Below are 21,489 nucleotides of genomic sequence, written 5' to 3' on the forward strand. Positions count from 1 at the left end.
CCCGGTCCCATTCCGAACCCGGAAGCTAAGCCTGACAGCGCCGATGGTACTGCAATCGAAGGGTTGTGGGAGAGTAGGACACCGCCGAACTTACCTTCGGTACGGCCCGTTAGGATAGCCAGTTGGCTGCCCTAGCGGGCCGTACGCGTATGTCCAGAACAAGATTTTTCCACGGCAGGAGGCCAGGTGTCCGAGTTCGGTCGACGAGACTCAGCGGATGATGGGTCCGGCCGATCGGCACGCCGGGACGAAGGCTCCCGGGACCGGTCGGACGCACCCCGGGGAGACCGGCGCGGTGCGCGCCAGGACCGCGGCGGCCGCGACGGCGGGCACCAGGGCCGGCCTCGCCGTGACGACCGCGGTGTCCGCGGTGGCGGCAAGCCCTTCCGCAGTGGCGACGGTCCCCGCGACCAGCGCGGAAGCGGCGCAGGTCAGGGCCGCGACGGCGGCCGCGGCTTCGGCGACCGCGACGACCGCCGCGGCAGCCGGCCGAGCGGCGGCGGTTACGGCAACCGCGACTCCGGTGGGCGCGACGACCGCCGTGGCGGCTACGGCAACCGGGACTCCGGCCGGCCGAGCGGCGGTGGCTACGGCAACCGCAGCACCGGCGACCGTGACGACCGCCGCGGCGGCTACGGCGGCCGCGACTCGGGCAGCGGCGATCGCCGCGGTGGTGGATACGGCGGCCGCGACTCCGGTAGCCGGTCGGGTGGTGGCTATGGCTCCCGTGACTCGGGTGGCCGGTCGGGTGGGGGTTACGGCTCTCGCGACTCGGGCGGCCGGTCGGGTGGGGGCTACGGCTCTCGTGACTCGGGGCGGTCGAGCTATGGCAACCGTGACTCGGGCGGCGGTTACGGCTCTCGCGACTCCGGTCGGTCGAGCTTCGGCGACCGTGATTCCGGTGGCCGGTCGGGCGGTGGTTACGGGTCCCGCGGCTCGGGCCGGTCGGGCGACCGTGACTCGGGCGGTGGCTACGGTTCCCGGGACTCCGGTCGGTCGAGCTATGGCGACCGCGATTACAGCGGCCGGTCGGGCGACCGTGACTCCGGTGGCCGCGGCGGGTACAACCGCGACTCGGGCGGCCGCGACGACCGTCGCGGCGGTGGGTACGGCGGCCGCGATTCCGGTGGGCGTGACGACCGCCGGGGCGGCGGGTACAACCGTGACTCCGGCGGCCGTGACGACCGCCGCGGTGGCAGCCGTGACTCGGGGCGGCCGAGCAGCGGTGGTTACAGCAACCGTGACTCTGACAGCCGTGACGACCGGCGCGGTGGCAGCCGTGATTCCGGGCGGCCGAGCGGCGGTGGCTACGGCAACCGCGACTCCGGTGGGCGTGACGACCGGCGCGGCAGCGACGACCGTGCCTCGCGGCCGCAGGGGAAGGCTTCCTACGGGGATCGGAAGCCGCGGTCCGGTGGGGACTTCAAGCGGGACGACCGGCCCGTGCGGCGGGAACCGCGGCCCAAGGTCGGGTCCGCGCTCGATGACGAAGCGCTCGCCAAGGAACTCCTCGAGGCGCCCGAGCTGCCCGAGGACATCGAGTTCTCCGACCTCGACGAGGACGCCCGCCGCGAGCTGAGGACCTTGCCGAAGGGGCTGGCCGAGACCGTCGGGAAGCACCTCGTCGCCGCCGGGGGGCTGATCGACAGTGATCCCGAGGCCGCGCTCGAGCACGCCAAGTACGCCAAGGCCAAGGCTTCGCGGGTGCCGATCGTCCGTGAGGCGCTCGGGCTCGTCGCCTACCACGCCGGCAACTGGTCCGAAGCCCTCTCCGAGCTGCGGGCCGTGCGGCGGATGACGCGCACCGACGACCACATCGCCATCATCGCCGACGCCGAGCGTGCTCTCGGGCGGCCCGAGCGGGCCCTCGACCTCGCCAAGGAGGCCGACAAGGCGTCGCTGAGCAAGGCCGTGCAGATCGAGCTCGCGATCGTGGCGGCCGGGGCTCGGCGGGATCTCGGGCAGCTCGACGCCGCCGTCGTCTCGCTGCAGGGTGACGACCTCAAGGCGGAGAAGCGCGATCCGTGGAGCGCTCGCCTCTTCTACGCCTACGCCGACAACCTCGTCGCCGCGGGCCGCAAGGACGAGGCCGTCCAGTGGTTCCTCAACGCCGCCGAGGCCGACGCCGAGGACGAGACCGACGCCGCCGAGCGGGCCGCCGACCTGGCCAACGAGGAGAAGGATGAGTGACGCCCTGCTCGCGGCCTACGACGCCGTCCTGTTCGACCTCGACGGCACCGTCTACCACGGCGCCCGGGTGATCCCGGGCGCCCCGGAGACCATCCAGGCGGCGCGCGAGCACGGCACTCCCGTCCGGTTCGTCACGAACAACGCCTCCAAGGCGCCGGAGGAGGTCGTCGCGCACCTCACCGGCCTCGGCATGCCCGCCGGCGTCGACGAGGTGCACACCAGCGCCCAGGCCGGTGTCGTCCTGCTCGAGGACCGGCTCGAGCCCGGCTCCGAAGTCCTGGTGGTCGGCACCGAATCACTGGCGGCCGAGGTCGCCGGGGCCGGGCTGACGCCGGTGCGGGAGAACGGCGACGGCGTCAAGGCGGTCGTCCAGGGGCACTCGCCCGACAACACCTGGGCCGCGCTCGCCGAGGCCTGCCTGGCCATCCGCGCGGGCGCGCTGTGGGTCGCCTGCAACGTCGACGCGACGCTGCCCAGCGAACGCGGCCTGCTGCCCGGCAACGGCTCGATGGTCGCCGCGCTGCGGACCGCCACCGACGTCGAACCGCTGGTCGCCGGGAAGCCGCAGCCGCTGCTGTTCGAGACCGCCGCGCGGTCCGCCGGTGCCGAAAAGCCGCTCGTCGTCGGCGACCGGCTCGACACCGACATCGCCGGCGCGGTCGCCGCGGGCATCGACTCGCTCGTCGTGCTCTCCGGGGTCGCGACGCCGGAGCAGCTGATCCGGGCCATCCCCGCCGAGCGCGGGACCTACCTGGCCGAGGACCTCACCGCGCTCACCGAGTCACCCGAAGACCTCAAGATCGGGCCGCGGCCGGGGTGGTCCGTGACCGTCGAGAACCAGACCTTGACGGCGACGGGTGACGGCGACGGCTTGGACCTGCTCCGCGCGCTGTGCCACGTGGCCTGGGAGACCGGAGTCACCGAACTCGGCGAGGACGCGAAGGCCCGGCTGCGCTGACTGCTACCGTTTGTGACGTGCAGGATCATCCCTACCCCGTCCCGGGCCCGCCGCCCGGTTCGTTCTCGCAGCAGACCGACCCGCGGGCCGGCATCGACGAAGCCGTCGCCGGCTTGGACGACCTCGACGCGCTGCCGCTCGCGGAGCACGTCGAGCGCTTCGACGCGGTGCACACCGAGCTGACGGTCGCCCTCTCCAGCATCGACAAGGTCTGACCACGGTGCCCAAGCGGGCGCGCCTCGACGCGGAACTGGTTCGGCGCGGCCTCGCCCGGTCGCGCGAGCAGGCTTCGGCCCTGATCACCGGCGGCAAGGTCACCGTGCGCGGCATGGTGGCCAGCAAGCCCGCCACCGGCGTGGAGACCGACGCGCCCATCGTCGTCAAGGACGAGGACGACCCCGGCTGGGCTTCCCGCGGCGCGCACAAGCTGCTCGGCGCCCTCGAAGCCTTCGCGGACCTGAGCGTCGAAGGCAAGCGCTGCCTCGACGCCGGCGCGTCCACCGGCGGCTTCACCGACGTCCTGCTCCGCAACGGCGCCGCGACCGTGATCGCCGCCGACGTCGGCCGCGGCCTGCTCGACTGGCGGATCCGCACCGACGAACGGGTCGTGGTCATGGACCGCACCAATGTTCGCAACCTCTCTCCCGACGACCTCGGCGGCCAGGTCGACGTCGTCGTCGGCGACCTCTCGTTCATCTCGCTCAAGCTCGTGCTGCCCGCGCTCGCCGCCTGCGCGCGCGAAGGCGCCGACCTGGTGCCGATGGTCAAGCCGCAGTTCGAAGTGGGCAAGGACCGGCTCGGCAGCGGTGGCGTGGTCCGCGACCCGGAGCTGCGCGCCGAATCCGTGCTCACCGTCATCGACGAGGCCGCGAAGCTCGGGCTCGCGCTGCGCGGGGTGACGGCGAGCCCGCTGCCGGGGCCCTCCGGGAACGTCGAGTACTTCGTGTGGCTGAAGAAAGAACACGTGGCCGGGTCCACTGTGGACGCGGTAGACAGGTCTGAGGCCGAGCGGCTCGTCCGAACCGCCGTCGAGGAAGGGCCCGCATGACCACCGAACGTGAAGTGCTCCTCATGGTGCACCCCGATCGTGACGCGACGGGCGAGGCCGCGCGCGAGGTTTCGGCGCGCTTCGCCAAGGCAGGCATCCGGATCCGGGTGATCGAGCACGACGTCTGCGCGCTGATCAACCCCGACGAGCACGGCGTCGGCGCGACCTGCACCGTCGTCGACCCGGACGACAACCCCGCGGAGGGCGTCGAGCTGGTCTTCGTCCTCGGTGGTGACGGCACGCTGCTGCGCGCGGCGGAGCTGGCCCGGCCCGCCGGGGTGCCGGTGCTGGGCGTGAACCTCGGGCGCGTCGGCTTCCTCGCCGAGGCCGACTCCGACGCACTGGCCGACACCGTGCAGCGGGTCGTCGACGGCGACTACCAGGTCGAAGAGCGGATGACCATCGACGTCACGGTCACCCACGGCGGCGAGGAGGTTGCCCGCACCTGGGCCCTCAACGAAGCCAGCGTCGAAAAGAGCACGCGCGAGCGGGTCCTCGACGCCCTGATCGAAGTCGACGGCCGCCCGGTGTCGGCATTCGGCTGCGACGGTGTGCTCTGCGCCACACCCACCGGTTCGACGGCGTACGCGTTTTCGGCGGGCGGCCCGATCATCTGGCCGGACGTCCAGGCGCTGCTGGTCGTGCCGAGCAACGCGCACGCGATGTTCGCGCGGCCGCTGGTCGTCTCGCGGGACTCGGTGATCACCGTCGGGATCGACCCGGACGGCTCGTCGGCGGTCTTGACCTGCGACGGGACCCGGCACGTCGACCTGCCGCCGGGGGTGCGGGTGCGGGTCACGTGCGGCACCACGCCGGTGCGGCTGGTCCGGCTCTGGGACGGGCCATTCACGGATCGGCTGGTCCAGAAGTTCTCACTGCCGGTCAAGAGCTGGCGCGAGCGGCACGCGCGCCCCTGCGAGTAACCGCCACTTAACGCTTTATTCGAACATATCGGCGACTCGCCGGGGTCCCGGGCGCGCAGAGTGTCGGTGGTGGCCGCTACGGTAGGCGGCGTGCTGGCCGAGATGCGCATCCAGGGCCTCGGAGTCATCGAGGACGCCCTGCTGGAACTGCACGCGGGCTTCACCGTCGTGACCGGTGAGACGGGTGCGGGCAAGACCATGGTCGTCACCGGGCTGCACCTGCTGTCCGGTGGCCGGGCCGAGGTGTCCAAGGTCCGGACGGGGATGCTCAAGGCGTTCGTCGAGGGGCGGTTCACCTACGCCGGCGTCGAAGGCGCCGAGCGGATCGTCACCGATTCGGGTGCCGACGTGGACGAGGACGGCAGCGTGATCGCGCTGCGGGCGGTCGCCGTCGACGGGCGGTCGCGCGCCCACCTCGGCGGGCGGTCCGTGCCGGTCGGCGTGCTCGCGGAGCTGTCCGAGCAGCTGATCGCGGTGCACGGGCAGAACGACCAGCTCCGGCTGCTGCGCCCGGCCGAGCAGCGCGCGGTGATCGACCGGTTCGCCGGCGACGCCGTGGCGAAGCCGCTGAGCGCCTACCAGGAGGTCCGGGCGGAGTGGCTGGCGGTGATCGCGGAGCTGACCGAGCGGTCGACGCGGTCGCGGGAGATGGCCCAGCAGGCCGACCTGCTCAAGCACGGGCTCACCGAGATCGACGCCGTCGCGCCCGAGCCGGGCGAGGACGTCGAGCTCACCGAACAGATCAAGCGGCTCGCGGCGGTCGACGAGCTGCGCGCGACGGCGACCGAAGCGCACGTCGCCGTTTCCGGCTCCCCGGACGGCGATCCGGACGCCCCTGGCGCGGCCGGCCTGGTCTCGGAGGCGCTGCGGCGGCTCTCGACGTCCGAGGACGCCGTGCTGCGCGACCTCGCGCCGCGGCTGGAAGAGGCGTCGGTGCTGCTCGCCGACGTCGGGGCCGAGCTGGGCAGCTACGTCGAGACGCTGGACGCCGACCCCGCGCTGCTGGAGAAGGTCCTGGCCCGGCAGGCCGACCTCAAGCGGCTGACCCGCAAGTACGCGGCGGACGTCGACGGCGTGCTCGCCTGGGCCGACGACGCCCGGCGCCGCCTGGAGTCGATGGACACCTCGGAGGAGGCCCTCGCCGGGCTGGCCCTGCGGCGCGACCAGCTCGGGACCCAGCTGGCCGCGCACGCCGCCGAGGTGTCGGCCGCGCGTGAGAAGGCCGCCGCCGAACTCGCGGCCGAGATCACCAAGGAGCTGTCCGGCCTGGCGATGGGCCAGGCGGCGATCGAGGTCACCGTCGAGCAGCGCCCCGCCGAGCACGGCGACACGCACGCGCTGACCATCGACGGCCGCGCGGTGCACGCGGGCGCGGACGGCGTCGACGACGTCGAGCTGCTGCTGCGGGCCCACGACGGCGCCCCGCCGCTGCCGGTGCACAAGGCGGCCTCCGGCGGTGAGCTGTCGCGGGTGATGCTGGCGATCGAGGTCGTGCTGGCCCACGCGGACACCGTGCAGACGCTGGTGTTCGACGAGGTCGACGCGGGCGTAGGCGGCCGCGCGGCGGTCGAGATCGGCCGCCGGCTGGCGCGGCTCGCGCGCACCCACCAGGTCCTCGTGGTGACGCACCTGCCGCAGGTGGCGGCGTTCGCCGACCAGCACCTGGTGGTGGACAAGGGTCACAGCGGCGGCGTGACGCGCAGTGGCGTGAAGAACCTGAAGCAGGCCGAGCGCGTCAGCGAGCTGGCCCGGATGCTCGCCGGGATGGACAACGAGACCGGGCGGGCGCACGCGGAGGAACTGCTGGCGACGGCGGAGAAGGACAAGGCCGAGTTCACGCCCAAGCGGAAGCGGGCGGCGAAGAAGAAGTAGTCAGTCGCGGACTCCGGCGCGGCGAGACCTGCCGGGTCCGGTTCGCCGCGCGCGTAGCCCGCGGATTCGAGGCCGTCGACGCAGTTGTTGTGCGGACTGTTCGCATGCGAAGAAAGGACCCAGGATGCGCGCGGTGGTACTCCGAGAACCCGGTCCCGTCGAGAACCTCGAGCTGAAAGAGCTGCCGCTGCCGGCGGTGAAACCCGGCTGGGTGCGGATCGCGGTCAAGGCGTTCGGGCTCAACCGGTCCGAGCTGCACACCCGGCTCGGGCTGGCCGAAGGCGTCACGTTCCCGCGGGTCCCCGGGATCGAAGCCGTCGGGATCGTCGACGCCGGCGACGGCTTCGCGCCCGGGCAGCAGGTCGCCACGATGATGGGCGGGATGGGCCGGACGTTCGACGGCGGCTACGCCGAGTACACCGTGGTCCCGCGCGAGCAGGTCATCCCGTTCCATTCCGAGCTGCCGTGGGAGGTCCTCGGTCAGGTTCCCGAGACACTGCAGACCGCGTACGGCTCGCTGACCACCGGACTCGACCTCGGGCGCGGCCAGACGCTGCTGATCCGCGGCGGTACTTCCGCTCTCGGGTTCGCGACCGCCACGCTGGCGAAGGACCTCGGTGCCACCGTCTTCGCCACCACCCGGCAGCCGGACCGCCTCGAAACGCTGCGCGAGCACGGCGTCGACCACCCGCTGCTGGACGACGGGAACGTCGCGGAACAGGTCCGGGAGATCGTCCCGGACGGCGTCGACGCGGCGCTCGAACTGGTCGGGACGCCGACCCTGCCGGACACCCTGAACGCCACCCGCGTGCACGGAACCGTCTGCTTCACCGGCATGTTGTCGAACCAGTGGACGGTCAAATCTTTCTATCCGATCGGCTACCTTCCCGCCGGGGTGCGGCTGACCGCTTATGGTGGTGAGGCGGACGACCTGCCCGCCTCCGTCCTCCAGCGGTACCTCGACCGGATCGCGGCCGGCGAAGCCAGCCTCGGCCCGGCGAAGGTCTACCCGATGGCGGAGATCCGGCAGGCGCACGACGACCTGGAGCACAACCGGACGGCGGGCAAGCTCGTCGTGCTGACCGGCCGATCGGAGGGAGCCGCCCCGTGATGCTGCCGCCGCCCGCCGATGTCGAAGCCCAGCTCGCCGCCGCGCGGCGGGACGGTGACCTCGACCGCTACCTCGGCCTCCTCGCCGGCGAGGAGCTGTTCGTGCCGATCCGGCGGGTGGACGCCCGCAGCATCCTCGACGAGCGGGCGGAGACCTTCCCGAACGTCTACTTCGAGACCGGCGGCGACGAGTTCCTGCAGGTCTTCACCCGCGGCGCGCTGCCTGACCTCGGCCCGGACGTCGTGGCGATGAGCGGCGCGCTGGACTGGGCGGTCGACGGCGTCGGGCGGCACGAGCGGGTCGTGTTCAACCGCGGCACCCGCGGTGAGTGGCGGCTGCCGGGTGCGACGCTGCAGCCGTGGCTCGACGCGCACCTCGAGGACGTCACGCCGCTGGAGGAGCAGGTCGAGCGGCTGCTCACGGCGCCGTACGGGCACCTCGAGGGGCCGATCGCGCACGCGCTCGCCTGCGGCGCGCACCTCGCCGTCCTCGAAGCCACGCCGTGGAACGTCCTCGACGGGCGCTTCCACGACTACGTCGCCGAGGTCCGGAGCCTGCGGGACTGGTGGAACGTGCCCGATCCGCCGGAGTGGCGCGCGACCATGACCCGGCTGATCGGCGACGGCTACGCGCTGACGCCCGGCAACCTGGTGCTCATGCTCCGGCTGCGGTTCGCCGCCGAGTACGGGCTGCCGGGTGGCGAGTTCGACCCGCTGACCTGGGCCGGGCTGGTCGACCGGTGGTGCGCGGAGAACGACGCCGACGACCAGGCCGACGAGCTGCGCCACACCGTCCGCCGCGTGTCCCGCTACGAGCAGCGGTTCCGCGCCGACGGCCTGGTCGACGCGGACGGGTTCGTCACGACGGCGCTGTCCTGGGACGTCGGCCGGGCGGTCGCGATCGCCCGCGCCGGGCTGGCGGCAGGCTACTGCGACGCGCTCACCGCCGAGCTGATGGTGCTCGAAGCCGGCTCGCTGGCGCGCCGCTACCACCAGTCATGGGCCGACCTGTCGGCGGGATACGTCATGGGCCGGGTGCTGCACGCCGACGGCGACGACTTCGGCGAGTGGTACCCGGCGGCCGTGCGGGTCCACCACCAGCTCCTTCAGGACCCGGCGAGTCCCTGGCTGAACCTCGGCTTCGGCTCGCTGTCGGAGGAGTCCGAGGCCTGACCCGCGCGGGGGATGGCGACGCGGCTCACCACAACGAGTCACAGCGCCTACGGCGTGGCGTCCGTCGTCCCACGAGCAAATTTGTCACCATCGGCCACATGAAGCTCACCGGCCTGCTCACGCGGAACCAAGAACCCCTCCCGGGGATCACCGGCGTCGCCCGCGTGGATCGCCGGACCCGGGAGCTCCTGCGCCGGATCAGTCCCGGCGACATCGTCGTGCTCGACCAGCTGGACCTCGACCGCGCGACGGCCGACGCCCTGGTCGAGGCCGAGGTCGCCGGCGTGGTCAACGCGTCGCCGTCGATCTCCGGCCGGTTCCCGAACATGGGACCGGAGATCCTCGTCGCCGCCGGCATCCCGCTGGTCGACTCGGTCGGCGGCGAGCTGCTGCGCACGATCAAGGACGGCACGAAGCTGCGCCTGCTCGACGGCGTCGTGTACGTCGGCGAGCGGCAGGTCGCCTCCGGCATCGAGCAGAGCGCCGACAGCGTCGCCGACCAGATGATCGAGGCCAAGGCCGGGATGTCGACGCAGCTCGAAGCGTTCTCGGCCAACACCATCGAGTTCCTTCGCCGCGAGCGCACGCTGATCCTCGACGGCGTCGGCGTGCCGGAGCTGAAGGCGCAGATCCGCGACCGGCACGTGCTGGTCGTCGCGGGCGGCAACGGGCACGCCGAGGACCTCAAGAAGCTCAAGAAGTACATCGCCGAGCACCGCCCGGTGCTGGTCGGCGTGGACGCCGGCGCGGACACCCTGCGCGTGCAGGGCTACCAGCCGGACATCATCGTCGGCGACCCCACCGGCATCGGCACCGCCACGCTGCGCGGGGGCGCCGAGGTCGTGGTGCCCGCCCAGCCCGACGGGCACGCGCCCGGCGTCGAGCGGATCCAGGACCTCGGCATCGGCGCGGTGACGTTCCCCGCGTCCGGCAACGCCGAAGACCTCGCGTTGCTGCTGGCCGACGCGCACGGCGCGAGCTTGGTCGTCACCGTCGGGTTCCAGGCGACCCTGCGCGAATTCCTCGACCACGGCCGGTCCGGTTCGAACCCGTCGACGTTCCTGACCCGGCTGAAGCTCGGCACGAAGCTCGTCGACGGGAAAGCGGTGGCGACGCTGCACCGCAGCCGGGTGTCGATCGGTGCGGTCGTCCTGCTCGTGCTCGCCGCGGTCGTGGTGGTCGCCGCGGCCCTGCTGGTGTCCGACGTCGGCTCGGTCTACGTGGACTGGCTGCGCGACACCTGGAATTCGCTCTTCGCCTGGGTCAAGGGATTGTTCACGTGATTTCGCTGCGCTACCACGTCGTTTCCATCGCCGCCTGCTTCCTCGCGCTGGCCGTCGGCGTCGTGCTCGGCTCGACCGCGCTGAACGGCACGCTGCTGTCGGGGCTCGCGGGGGAGAAGAAGGACCTCGGCAGCCAGGTCTCCGACCTCGAGGCGCAGCGCAACGCGCTCAACGCCCGGCTCGCCGACGCCGACGCGTTCGCCGGCTCGATGGGCCCGAAGGTCGTCGCCGGCGCGCTCGACAAGCGGTCGGTGGTGCTGGTGACGACCGAGGACGCGCGCCCGGCCGACCGGGACGCGCTCAAGCAGCTGATCGGCCAGTCCGGCGCTTCGGTGACCGGCGAGGTCCAGCTGACCGCGGCGTTCGCCGACCCCGACAAGGCCGACCAGCTCCGCGACGTCGTCACGCGGCTGCAGCCGGCCGGCTCGAAGTTCCCGACCGCGGGCGACTCCGGCACGCTCGCCGGCGCGCTGCTCGGCTCGGTGCTGCTGCTGGACAAGACCACCGCGAAACCGCAGTCCTCGGGCGAGGAGCTCGCGGCCGCGATCGGCGGGCTCACCGACGGCGGCTTCGTCAAGGCCGGCGGGGAGGTGAAGCCGGCGCAGCTGGCGATCGTGCTGACCGGCGCCCAGGCCACCGGCGACGGCGCGGGTGACCGCGCGGCGACGATCGCCCGCTTCGCCACGCAGCTCGACCGCTCCGGCGCCGGCACGGTGCTCGCGGGCGACGCCGGTTCGGCCGACGGCACCGGCGCGCTCGGCGTCGTCCGCGCGGACACCTCGGCGACGTCCATCCTGTCCACTGTGGACAACGTCGATTCGTCGGCCGGGCGGGTGAGCACCGTGCTGGCGCTGAAGGAACAGCTCGACGGCGGGTCCGGGCGCTACGGCATCGCCGGCAACGCCCAGGCCCCGGCGCCGGGGGTCGGCGCCCCCACCGGCAACTGACGACAAGCCGCGGCAGACTGCTCAGCCCGCGTGCGGCCAGGTGCGCCTCTTGTCCAGCGGCCGGGCGTACGAGCCCGCGCGGCTGGTGTTCAGTCCCAGTGCCACCAGCGATTCCGCCAGCCGGACCGCCGCCGCGACGCCGTCGATGACCGGGATGTCCAGCATCGTCGCGATCTTGCGGTCCAGGCCGGTCATCCCGGCGCAGCCGAGCACGAGCACCTCCGCGCCGGCGTCCCGGGCGCGGCGGCCGGCGGTGAGCAACGCCGATTCCGTGCGGCGCTCGTCCGTCAGCTCCAGCACGCCGAGCCCGGCGCCGGTGACCGTGACGCAGTTCTGCGCGACGCCGGCAGCGTGCAGGCTGTCTTCGATCAGCCCGCACGTCCGGTCCAAAGTGGTCACCACGCCGTAGCGGCGGCCGAGCAGGCAGGCCAGGTGCGCGGCGGCTTCGGTGATGTCGACGACCGGGACGTCGAGCAGCTCGCGGGCGCCTTCGCGGCCGTGCTCGCCGAACCCGGCGAGCACGACGGCGTCGAACGGTTCGTCCAGGCCCCGCAACAGGTCCAGCACCGCCGCGGCGGACAGGAAGCTGTCGAGCCACCCCTCCGCGGATTCCGGTCCCCAGCGCGGTGTCCGCGCCAGGATCTCGGTGCCGGGACTCGCGGCCGCGCGGGCCCCGGCTTCGATCTCCTTCGTCATCGCCTCGGTGGTGTTGCAGTTGGTGACGACGATCCTCATCGGTGCTTCCTCGAAACGACGTAGTAGAGCGCCGCTGACGACGCCGTGCCGATGAACCACGAGTACGGGGCGGCCGGGGCGAAGAACGGCACCAGCGCGATCACCGCGGCGAGCGCGGCGGTCGGGAAGAACGTCACCAGCGCACGCGGGTTCACCCGCGGGTACGCGCCGCCGTCGACGAACAGCTGCGCGACGTCGACCTTGCCGCGCCGGATCACGTAGTAGTCGACGATCATGATCCCGAACAGCGGCCCGAGGAACGCGCCCAGCCCGCCGAGGAAGTAGTTGACCACCGCCGGCGAGGAGTAGAGCTTCCACGGCAGCACGCACAGCGCGGCCACCGCGCTGATCAGGCCGCCGACGGTGAACGAGATCCGCTTCGGCCAGATGTTGGCCAGGTCGTAGGCGGGGGAGACGAAGTTCGCGACGATGTTGACGCCCATCGTGGCGACGGCGAACGTCAGCGCGCCGACGATGAGCACCGGCGTGTTGTGCACCTTGGCCAGCAGCTCGGCCGGGTCGGTGATGGCCTCGCCGAACACCTGCATGCTGCCCGCCGTCACGATCACCGACAGCAGCGCGAACGCCGTCGAGTTGATCGGCAGGCCCCAGAAGTTGCCGCGCTTCACCGTTTTCTGGTCCGGGGCGTTGCGGGAGAAGTCGCAGAAGTTCAGCATCAGCGTGCCGTAGGTGGCCAGGATCAGCCCGGCCGCGCCGAACCACTGCCGGATCTGCTCGCCCGTCGAGAGCTGCTTCGGGCTGCTGGTCAGGGAAATGTGCCAGTTGCCGGCGGCGAGGATCCAGACGGCGAGCGCGATCATCACGACCCAGATCGCCGGCCCGCACCAGTCCTGGAACTTGCGGACGGACTCCATGCCACGGGTCAGGATCAGCGCCTGGACCGCCCACAGCGCGACGAAGCAGATCCAGCCGAGCGCGTGCAGGCCGAGGAAACCGTGCTCGGTCAACGGTTTCAGGCCGGGGTCGATGGCGAGCACGAGCAGGGTGATGGCGACGCTCGCGAGGTAGGTCTGGATGCCGTACCAGAAGATCGCGATGATCGCGCGGATCAGCGCGGGCAGGTTGGCGCCGAACGTGCCGAAGCTGATCCGCGCGACGACCGGGAACGGGACGCCGGTGCGCTGGCCGATCCGGCCCATCAGGTTCATGCCGAAGTAGATGATCACGAAGCCGAACAGCAGGGCGGTGAACACCTGCCAGGCGGACAGGCCGAGCACGAACAGCCCGGCCGCGAAGGTGTAGTTGCCGAGGTTGTGCACGTCGGACATCCACAGCGCGAAGATGTCATAGACCTTCCAACGGCGTTCTTCCGCCGGCGCGAGGTCTTCGTTCCAGAGCCGGGGATCGGGTGGCGCGGTCGTTTCTTGCTGGGTGTCGGTGAGCGGGGCGGCGGTCATGCGGGCCTCCGATCGACGTGCTGCGACGGCGATTTGGGATACCAAAATTTGGCATCCCAAATATCACCCCGTGGTCCGCCGCCGTCAACCCTTCGGCCCGTAAACTCTTGTTACGGGCGTGTTGAGGAGAGGGGAGTCGGTGACGACGGCGAGCGAGCGGCAACCCCTCGCGGCCACCCGGCAGCGGGTGCGCGACGAGCTGCGCGAACGGATCCTGACCGGCCGCCTCCGTCCGGGCGACCGGCTGGTCGAGCGCGAGCTGGCCGAGGACCTCGGTGTCTCCAGGGTGCCCGTCCGCGAGGCCATCCGCAGTCTCGAAGCCGAGGGGTTCCTCGTCGAGCAGTCGGCGCGCCGGATCGTCGTCCGGCAGCTGGCCCGCATCGACGTCGAGGAGCTGTTCGACGTCCGGGAAGCCCTCGAAGGGCTCGCGGCGGGGCGTGCCGCCGAACGGGCCGGCGCGGCGGAGCTGAAGCGGCTCGAGCGGGTGCTCGCCGACGCCGCCCGCGCGACGGCACGTGGCGACGCGGCCCGGATCACCGTGCTCAATTCGCGCTTCCACGACGAGATCGTCGCCACCGCCGGCAACACGCTGCTGACCACGATGCTGCAGCCGCTGCAAGGCAGGCTCCGCTGGCTCACCAGCCAGAACGAGCACTGGGCCGAGCTGCTCGACGAGCACCGCCGGCTCTACGACGCCATCGCGTCGGGCGACGCCGAGCGGGCGCACGCCGAAGCCGTCGAGCACGTGCGGGTCAACCGCGAGGTGACGCTGAAGTCCCTCTTCGGGGAAGCGGAAACAGGTGAGCGCCCGGCGGGCTGACCGCTACCGGGAGTAGTGCCGCGGCGAAGTCCGGTTTGGCGGGGAATGCCTTCGCGCGCCCGGATTTTCCACCATTGGGAGCAACCGGGACCCGACTTTGGTCTGTGTCACGCGGCTGAACGGCTGCTTACTGTCTTCGCTCACCGGTCCCGCCGACCGGGTCCCCACCTCCCGGAGGTTCACTGTGCGTAGAGCGACAGCATTCGCCGCAGCCTTCACCCTCGCCCTCACCACCGCCGGCGTCGCCGAGGCGGCGCCCGCGCCCGCCACCCACGGGCAGCACGCCCAGCGCGTCTGCTCGGCCGCGCCGGCCGGGTACGCGGCCTGCAACGCCTGGATCGACACCGACCACGTCACGGCCGCGGCGGCCGCGACGCCGTCCGGGCTCGGCCCGGCCGACCTGCTCTCCGCGTACAACCTCGGCTCGCTCGCCGGCAGCGCGGGCGCGGGCCGGACGATCGCGATCGTCGACGCCTACGACGACCCGACCGCGTTCGCCGACGTCAACGTCTACCGCGCGCAGTACGGCATCCCCGCGCTCGCCTCGTGCACGCCGTCGTCGGTCGACGCCAGCACCACGCCGTGCTTCGCGAAGTCCGACCAGAGCGGCGGGACGTCCTTCCCGCGCAAGGACGGCGGCTGGGCCCAGGAAATCTCCCTCGACGTCGACATGGCCTCGGCGATCTGCCCGAAGTGCAACATCCTGCTCGTCGAAGCGAGCACGGCCAGCATGGCCAACCTCGGCACCGCCGTGAACACCGCCGTCCGGCTCGGTGCCGAAGTGGTCAGCAACTCCTACGGCGGCGGTGAGTACTCCGGCGAGACCACCGACGAGGGCAAGTACTTCAACCACCCCGGCGTCGCGATCACGGTCAGCTCCGGTGACTCCGGCTACGGCGTCGAGTTCCCGGCGGCGTCGCGCTACGTCACCGCGGTCGGCGGCACCAGCCTGAAGAAGGCGTCGACCACCCGCGGCTGGAGCGAGACCGCGTGGAGCGGCGCGGGCAGCGGCTGCTCGGCCTACGTCGCCAAGCCGTCGTGGCAGACCGACAGCGGCTGCGCCCGGCGCACCGTCGCCGATGTCAGCGCCGTCGCCGACCCGGCGACCGGCGTCGCGGTCTACGACAGCACGGCCTACCAGGGCCGCAGCGGCTGGATGGTGTTCGGCGGCACCAGTGTCGCGGCGCCGGTCGTCGGCAGCGTGTACGCCCTCGGCGGCGTGAGCGGGGTCAGCGGCGCGAACACGGCGTACTCGCACACCTCGTCGCTCTACGACGTGAGCGGCGGCAGCAACGGCTCGTGCGGCGGCACCTACCTCTGCACCGCCGTCACCGGCTACGACGGCCCGACCGGCCTCGGCACCCCCAACGGGGCCGGCGCGTTCTGACCGTTCGCCGCGAAGGGCCATCACGTGGGTGTCGTCACGCCCGTGTGGTGGCCCTTCACGCTGAGCACTAGCATGATCACAGGATCGATGCATCCCGAGCGACAGTGGCATATCCGACAGCCCGGCAGGGGCCCGCCAACAGGCGCCGCCCAGTGCCTTCATGGGAAATTCACAGAATGGGTGGCAAGTCTGACAACGTGAACCACGCCGACGACGGTGCCGGAACGGCGGCACGATGACGACTGCCCAGGCCACTCTCGAAGCTCCCGCCCGGCTCACGAGACCGGGTGGGAGAGCGCCCTACCTGCACCAGATCGACCTCTTCCGGTTGATCACGTTCGCCTGCGTGATCCTCATCCACGTGGTCGGCGCGACGAACTTCGCGCAGGACGTCGGCGCCAACGCCGTCGAGACCCCGCTGCACTTCACGCGTGAGGCGTTCTTCGCGCTGACCGGGTTCGTGCTCGTCTTCCAGAACCGCGGCCGCGAGCTCACGCCGTCCGACTTCTGGCGCAAGCGGCTGCCGCTGGTCGCGACCCCGTACCTGGCGTGGACGATGATCTTCTGGGCGTTCTCGCTGGTGACCGGGACGCAGCAGCCGGACTCTCTCGAGGCGTCGATGCGCCTGCTGCTCAAGGACCTCGTCACCGGCGGCGCCTGGTACCACCTGTACTTCCTGCTCGTGACGATGCAGGTGTACCTGCTGTTCCCGTGGATCATGAAGCTGCTGCGCGCGACCGAGGGCAGGCGCAAGTGGCTGCTGCTCGGCAGCGGCGTGGTGCAGGTCGCCGTGACGCTGTTCATGACCTACCAGCCGTTCGGCGTCAGCTACGAGACGATCACCCACCTGTACGCCACGCTGCTGCCGTACCAGTTCTACACGCTGTTCGGCGCCGTCGTGGCCATGCACTTCGAGACCGTGCACGCCTGGGTCGGCCGGCACCGGCTGCTGCTCGGCGGCCTGCTCGTGGCGGTGCTGGCGGGCACCGAGTGGTGCTATCTGCACACCGTCCACAGTGGAACGTTCCCGCAGGTGGCCAGCGACCCGTTCCAGCCGTACCTGATCCCGTGGTGCGTCACGGTCATCGCCGCGATCTACGCGTTCGCCACCCGGTGGTCGGCCCGCCGCCGCGAAGGCAGCCGCGGTGCCCGCCTGGTGTCCTGGGCGGCGAACCGGTCGTTCAGCGTCTTCCTGGTCCACCCGCTCGCGCTGGCCCTGCTCGGCCCGGCGATCCCGCACGTGGCCGAGCGCTTCGGCGCGCCCTGGCTGAGCTTGATCATCTACCTGGCGACGATCGCGCTGACGATCGTGATCGTCGAGGTGCTGCGGCGGCTGCCGGGCAGCCGCGCGCTCACCGGGCGTCCCCGGCTGGAGGTCGCGGCCCGGGTTTAGCCCGACAGGGTGGTCAGGAGCACAAAAAGCGGTTCGGGCATGTCACAGCGAGCGGATCCGCGGGGTTGGGATATGCTGGCGGCCCGTGGGACTTCAGTCACGGGCTACCAAGTACGTCTTTGTCACCGGAGGCGTCGCCTCCTCTCTGGGTAAGGGACTCACGGCTTCGAGCCTGGGTCAGCTCCTTACCGCACGCGGGCTTCGCGTCACGATGCAGAAGCTCGATCCGTACCTCAACGTCGACCCCGGGACGATGAACCCGTTCCAGCACGGTGAGGTGTTCGTCACCGACGACGGCGCCGAGACCGACCTCGACATCGGCCACTACGAGCGGTTCCTCGACCGCGACCTCGACGGCAAGGCCAACGTCACGACCGGGCAGGTCTACTCCGAGGTGATCGCCAAGGAGCGCCGCGGGGAGTACCTCGGCGACACCGTGCAGGTCATCCCGCACATCACCGACGAGATCAAGGCGCGGATCACCGCGGCCGCGGGGCCGGACGAGACCGGCCAGTCGCCGGACGTCGTGATCACCGAGGTCGGCGGCACGGTCGGCGACATCGAGTCCCTGCCGTTCCTGGAGGCCTGCCGCCAGGTCCGCCACGACGTCGGCCGCGACCACTGCTTCTTCCTGCACGTCTCGCTGGTGCCGTACCTGGCGCCGTCGGGCGAGCTCAAGACGAAGCCGACCCAGCACTCGGTCGCCGCGCTGCGCAACATCGGCATCCAGCCCGACGCGCTGGTCTGCCGGGCCGACCGCGAGATCCCCGAGGACCTCAAGCGCAAGATCGGCCTGATGTGCGACGTCGACACCGAGGCCGTCATCGCCTGCCCGGACGCGCGGTCGATCTACGACATCCCGAAGGTGCTGCACGGCGAGGCGCTCGACGCCTACGTCGTCCGCCGCCTCGGCCTGCCGTTCCGCGACGTCGACTGGACGGTGTGGGGCGACCTGCTCGACCGCGTGCACAACCCGAACGAGGTCGTGCGGGTCGCGGTCGTCGGCAAGTACATCGACCTGCCGGACGCCTACCTGTCGGTCACCGAGGCGCTGCGCGCGGGCGGGTTCGCCCACCGCGCCAAGGTCGAGATCGTCTGGGTCGCCTCCGACGACGCGCAGACCGCGTCCGGCGCGGCTTCGGTGTTGTCCGATGTGGACGGTGTGCTGATCCCGGGCGGGTTCGGCATCCGCGGCATCGAGGGCAAGGTCGGCGCGATCGAGTACGCCCGCACCCGCGGCGTGCCGCTGCTCGGGCTGTGCCTCGGCCTGCAGTGCATGGTCATCGAGGCGGCGCGGCACCTGGCGGGGATCAAGGACGCCGGGTCGTCGGAGTTCGACGAGAACACCACGCACCCGGTGATCTCGACCATGGCCGACCAGCGCGACGTCGTCGCGGGGGAGCGGGACATGGGCGGCACGATGCGGCTGGGCGCGTACCCGGCGAAGCTCAAGCCGGGCTCGCAGGTCGCGAAGGCCTACGGCACCACCGAGGTGTCCGAGCGCCACCGCCACCGCTACGAGGTGAACAACGCCTACCGCAAGCAGCTCGCGGACGCGGGGCTCGTGTTCTCGGGCACCTCGCCGGACGACCGCCTGGTCGAGTTCGTCGAGCTGCCCGCCGACAAGCACCCGTTCTTCGTCGGCACCCAGGCGCACCCGGAGCTCAAGAGCCGCCCGACCCGGCCGCACCCGCTGTTCAGCGCGTTCGTCAAGGCCGTGGTGGACCGCAAGGTCGCCGAGCGGCTCCCGGTCGAGCTGCCCGAGGCCCCCGTGGCGGCCCGGTGACCGCGCCCGGCGAGCACGAGTTCAGCGTCGCGGCCAGCCGGGACGTCCACATCGGACGGGTCGTCGGCCTCCGGATCGACGAGGTCGTCATGCCGGGCGGCGCCACCGCGACCCGCGAGGTGATCGAGCACCTCGGCGCGGTGGCGATCGTCGCGCTGGACGACGACCAGCAGGTCACGCTCATCCACCAGTACCGGCACCCGATCGGGCACCGGCTGTGGGAGCTGCCGGCGGGCCTGATCGACCACGTCGGCGAGGACCCGGTGGGCACGGCCCGCCGGGAACTCGTCGAAGAGGTCGGCCTGGCGGCGGCGGACTGGGTGACGCTGGTCGACGTCGCGGCGTCGCCCGGCTTCACCGACGAGGTCGTGCGGGTGTTCCTGGCCCGCGGGCTGTCCGAGGTGGATCGCGAGGTGCTCGGCGAGGAGGAGGCGGACCTGGTGATCCGCAAGTTCCCGCTGGCCGAGGCGGTGCGGATGGCACTGGCGGGCGAGCTGGTCAACGGCGCCACGGTGTCCGGGGTGCTGGCCGCGCACGCGGTGCTCTCGGGCGCGGCCCCGGCTCGCGCGGCGGATGCCCCGTGGGAGGACCGCCCGACGGCGTTCGCCAAGCGCAAGGAGTCCTGAGGTCCGCTGCGAGGGCCTCGGCAAAGTCGCCGGGGGCCGGCCGCCCTTGGTTTGAACCCACTGGACCCACTGGCGCCGGCCGCGGCGAGTGGCGCCGGGCGGCCCTACGGTGTCTTGAATGACTCATTCAGGACCTCCGAAGACCTGAATGAGTCATTCAAGACGTCGGCGCAGCCGCCGCCGGGCAAGCCGCCGCGACTTTGCCGGGGCCCTGTCGCCAGACGACATGAACGACCCTTTCATGACATCCCCGCGGCACCGGGCAGACCACGCGGCGCGGCGGGGCTACGGGCGCAGGGGGCGGCCCTGTGCGTCGCGGCCGCCGTTGGCCAGCAGCACGATGCCGTCGATGATCGGCCAGAGCGCGCCGAAGCCGAAGGTGATCATGCAGACGAACAGCTGCAGCACGCCCAGCCCGATCTGGCCGGTGTAGAACCGGCCGACGCCGAACGGCAGGACGATCTGCAGCACCCCGGCCACCGTCTTCGAGCGGTAGGAGTACGGCACCGGGTACTGCGCGTACGGCATCGGCACGGGGACCGGCGGTGGCGGCGCATAGGCCGGCATGGGCGACGGCGGCGGGCCGAAGAAGCCGGGGTGGGGCGGTGGCAGGTCGCGGAACAGCGGCCGGAGGTCGCCGAGCGTGGCCGCCGCGTAGGCGTCGGTCACCCGGGTCTCGTACTCGTCCGGCGTGATGCGGCCCATGCCGAAGTGGTCGGCGAGCAGCCTCGCCGCTTCCTCTCGCTCGGCGGTGCCGATGCGGAGCGCGTCCGACTCCATGGAATCCAAGGTAACCGCGCGAAGCCGAGAACGGGGTTTCTGCCGGGTCACGAGCCCCGGGCGGCCTAAGGTGACCGGCGTGGCAGCCGCGGGTAGCACGGCCGACGTGATCGCCGCGTACCTCGACCACCTGGTCGTCGAACGCGGGACCGCGCGCAACACCCTGGACAGCTACGCCCGTGACCTGCGCCGGTACGCCGCGTACCTGGACGGCGCGGGCGTCGCCAAGATCGCCGACGTCACGTCCGCGCACGTCACGGGCTTCGGGGCGGCCCTGCGGGAGGGCGACGGCGAGCACAAGCCGCTCGCCGCTTCGTCGGCCGCCCGTGCGCTGGTCGCCGTGCGGGGACTGCACAAGTTCGCCCACGCCGAGGGCTTCACCGAGCACAACCCGGCCCGCGAGGTCCGCCCGCCGACGCCCGCGAAGCGGCTGCCCAAGGCCCTGCCGGTCGACGACGTGCTCCGGCTGCTGGAGACCCCGCCGCCGGACGGCGAGCGCCCGCTGCGCGACCGGGCGCTGCTCGAGCTGCTCTACTCCACCGGGGCCCGGATCTCCGAGGCGGTCGGGCTGGACCTCGACGACGTCGACGACGCCGAGCGCACGGTGCTGCTCGACGGCAAGGGCGGCAAGCAGCGGCTGGTCCCGATCGGGCGGCCCGCGCTCGCCGCGCTGCACGCCTACACCGTCCGCGCGCGGCCGGCGCTCGCCGCGCACGGCCGGGGCACCGCGGCGCTGTTCCTCAACGCACGCGGCAGCCGCCTGTCGCGGCAGAGCGCGTGGCAGGTGCTCAAGGACACCGCCGGCCGCGCGGGGATCGTGGCCGCCGTCTCACCGCACACGCTGCGCCACTCCTTCGCCACGCACCTGCTCGAAGGCGGCGCCGACGTCCGGGTCGTGCAGGAACTGCTTGGCCACGCCTCGGTGACGACGACGCAGGTGTACACGCTGGTCACGGTCAACACCCTGCGCGAGGTGTACGCCACGGCGCACCCGCGGGCGCTGGGCTAGACGGCCCTATAGAGCGTGAAGGGCCTTCGTA

The 21,489-nt window shown here is 72.0% G+C and carries 19 protein-coding genes and 1 rRNA gene; 17 read left to right on the top strand and 3 right to left on the bottom strand.

Translation table 11 applies throughout. The features are described from left to right. From rrf to EIY87_RS32085, 11 genes are all read left to right on the top strand, one after another. A 5S ribosomal RNA gene (gene rrf, locus EIY87_RS32035) occupies positions 1-90 on the top strand; the annotation flags it as partial. 1,353 nt (positions 91-1,443) lie between these two features. After that, positions 1,444-2,190: a tetratricopeptide repeat protein gene (locus EIY87_RS48585; RefSeq protein ID WP_225440162.1), complete on the top strand. Its 747-nt coding sequence runs from the start codon at positions 1,444-1,446 to the stop codon at positions 2,188-2,190. Continuing rightward, complete coding sequence (locus EIY87_RS32045; RefSeq protein ID WP_125313656.1) at positions 2,183-3,148, top strand: HAD-IIA family hydrolase; 966 nt, start codon at positions 2,183-2,185, stop codon at positions 3,146-3,148. The genes EIY87_RS48585 and EIY87_RS32045 overlap by 8 nt, the downstream gene beginning before the upstream one ends. A 17-nt stretch (positions 3,149-3,165) precedes the next feature. Then, positions 3,166-3,363, top strand: a complete 198-nt coding sequence (locus tag EIY87_RS32050; RefSeq protein WP_043774930.1) for a hypothetical protein — start codon at positions 3,166-3,168, stop codon at positions 3,361-3,363. Positions 3,364-3,368: 5 nt separating this feature from the next. Then, positions 3,369-4,196: a TlyA family RNA methyltransferase gene (locus EIY87_RS32055; protein WP_125313657.1), complete on the top strand. Its 828-nt coding sequence runs from the start codon at positions 3,369-3,371 to the stop codon at positions 4,194-4,196. Then, complete coding sequence (locus tag EIY87_RS32060) at positions 4,193-5,119, top strand: NAD kinase (protein ID WP_125313658.1); 927 nt, start codon at positions 4,193-4,195, stop codon at positions 5,117-5,119. Before EIY87_RS32055 ends, EIY87_RS32060 begins: the two co-directional genes overlap by 4 nt. A 90-nt stretch (positions 5,120-5,209) precedes the next feature. Beyond that, positions 5,210-6,991, top strand: a complete 1,782-nt coding sequence (gene recN / locus EIY87_RS32065; RefSeq protein WP_191984384.1) for a DNA repair protein RecN — start codon at positions 5,210-5,212, stop codon at positions 6,989-6,991. Between the two features lie 124 nt (positions 6,992-7,115). Then, the gene (locus EIY87_RS32070; protein ID WP_125313660.1) at positions 7,116-8,102 is read left to right on the top strand and encodes a zinc-binding alcohol dehydrogenase family protein; all 987 of its coding nucleotides are present in this window, start codon (positions 7,116-7,118) and stop codon (positions 8,100-8,102) included. After that, entirely contained in the window at positions 8,102-9,274 is a 1,173-nt protein-coding gene (locus EIY87_RS32075; protein ID WP_225440236.1) for a DUF1266 domain-containing protein, read from the top strand. The genes EIY87_RS32070 and EIY87_RS32075 overlap by 1 nt, the downstream gene beginning before the upstream one ends. 98 nt (positions 9,275-9,372) lie before the next feature. Continuing rightward, positions 9,373-10,557, top strand: coding sequence for a putative cytokinetic ring protein SteA (steA, locus tag EIY87_RS32080; protein WP_125313662.1), 1,185 nt, complete (start codon positions 9,373-9,375; stop codon positions 10,555-10,557). Next, a complete protein-coding gene (locus tag EIY87_RS32085; RefSeq protein WP_125313663.1) occupies positions 10,554-11,504 on the top strand; it encodes a copper transporter in 951 nt (316 codons plus the stop codon). Before steA ends, EIY87_RS32085 begins: the two co-directional genes overlap by 4 nt. A gap of 21 nt (positions 11,505-11,525) precedes the next feature. Here the strand turns inward: EIY87_RS32085 and EIY87_RS32090 are convergent, their stop codons facing one another. Both EIY87_RS32090 and EIY87_RS32095 read right to left on the bottom strand, forming a co-directional pair. Beyond that, positions 11,526-12,239 carry an aspartate/glutamate racemase family protein gene (locus EIY87_RS32090; RefSeq protein ID WP_125313664.1) on the bottom strand — a complete coding sequence of 238 codons (714 nt, stop codon included), beginning with the start codon at positions 12,237-12,239 and terminating at the stop codon, positions 11,526-11,528. Then, positions 12,236-13,657 (bottom strand): NCS1 family nucleobase:cation symporter-1, encoded by a 1,422-nt coding sequence (locus EIY87_RS32095; protein ID WP_125313665.1) that lies wholly within the window; start codon positions 13,655-13,657, stop codon positions 12,236-12,238. Before EIY87_RS32095 ends, EIY87_RS32090 begins: the two co-directional genes overlap by 4 nt. 139 nt (positions 13,658-13,796) lie before the next feature. Between EIY87_RS32095 and EIY87_RS32100 the strand changes: the two genes are divergently transcribed. From EIY87_RS32100 to EIY87_RS32120, 5 genes are all read left to right on the top strand, one after another. Beyond that, entirely contained in the window at positions 13,797-14,477 is a 681-nt protein-coding gene (locus EIY87_RS32100) for a GntR family transcriptional regulator (RefSeq protein ID WP_125313666.1), read from the top strand. A gap of 184 nt (positions 14,478-14,661) precedes the next feature. Continuing rightward, on the top strand, positions 14,662-15,864 hold the full coding sequence (locus EIY87_RS32105) for a S53 family peptidase (RefSeq protein ID WP_125313667.1): 1,203 nt from the start codon (positions 14,662-14,664) through the stop codon (positions 15,862-15,864). 235 nt (positions 15,865-16,099) lie between these two features. Beyond that, the gene (locus EIY87_RS32110) at positions 16,100-17,257 is read left to right on the top strand and encodes an acyltransferase (RefSeq protein WP_125313668.1); all 1,158 of its coding nucleotides are present in this window, start codon (positions 16,100-16,102) and stop codon (positions 17,255-17,257) included. A gap of 85 nt (positions 17,258-17,342) precedes the next feature. Further along, positions 17,343-19,043 carry a CTP synthase gene (locus EIY87_RS32115; protein ID WP_125313669.1) on the top strand — a complete coding sequence of 567 codons (1,701 nt, stop codon included), beginning with the start codon at positions 17,343-17,345 and terminating at the stop codon, positions 19,041-19,043. Then, entirely contained in the window at positions 19,040-19,669 is a 630-nt protein-coding gene (locus EIY87_RS32120) for an NUDIX domain-containing protein (protein WP_125313670.1), read from the top strand. Before EIY87_RS32115 ends, EIY87_RS32120 begins: the two co-directional genes overlap by 4 nt. A 285-nt stretch (positions 19,670-19,954) precedes the next feature. Here EIY87_RS32120 and EIY87_RS32125 read toward each other — a convergent pair whose 3' ends face one another. Beyond that, positions 19,955-20,449, bottom strand: coding sequence for a DUF1707 domain-containing protein (locus tag EIY87_RS32125; protein ID WP_125313671.1), 495 nt, complete (start codon positions 20,447-20,449; stop codon positions 19,955-19,957). Positions 20,450-20,555: 106 nt separating this feature from the next. Here EIY87_RS32125 and xerD point away from each other — a divergent pair, with 106 nt between their 5' ends. Further along, positions 20,556-21,458, top strand: coding sequence for a site-specific tyrosine recombinase XerD (gene xerD / locus EIY87_RS32130; protein ID WP_191984385.1), 903 nt, complete (start codon positions 20,556-20,558; stop codon positions 21,456-21,458). Positions 21,459-21,489 lie beyond the last annotated feature (31 nt).

This window comes from Amycolatopsis eburnea, assembly GCF_003937945.1.
Taxonomy (GTDB): Bacteria; Actinomycetota; Actinomycetes; order Mycobacteriales; family Pseudonocardiaceae; genus Amycolatopsis; species Amycolatopsis eburnea.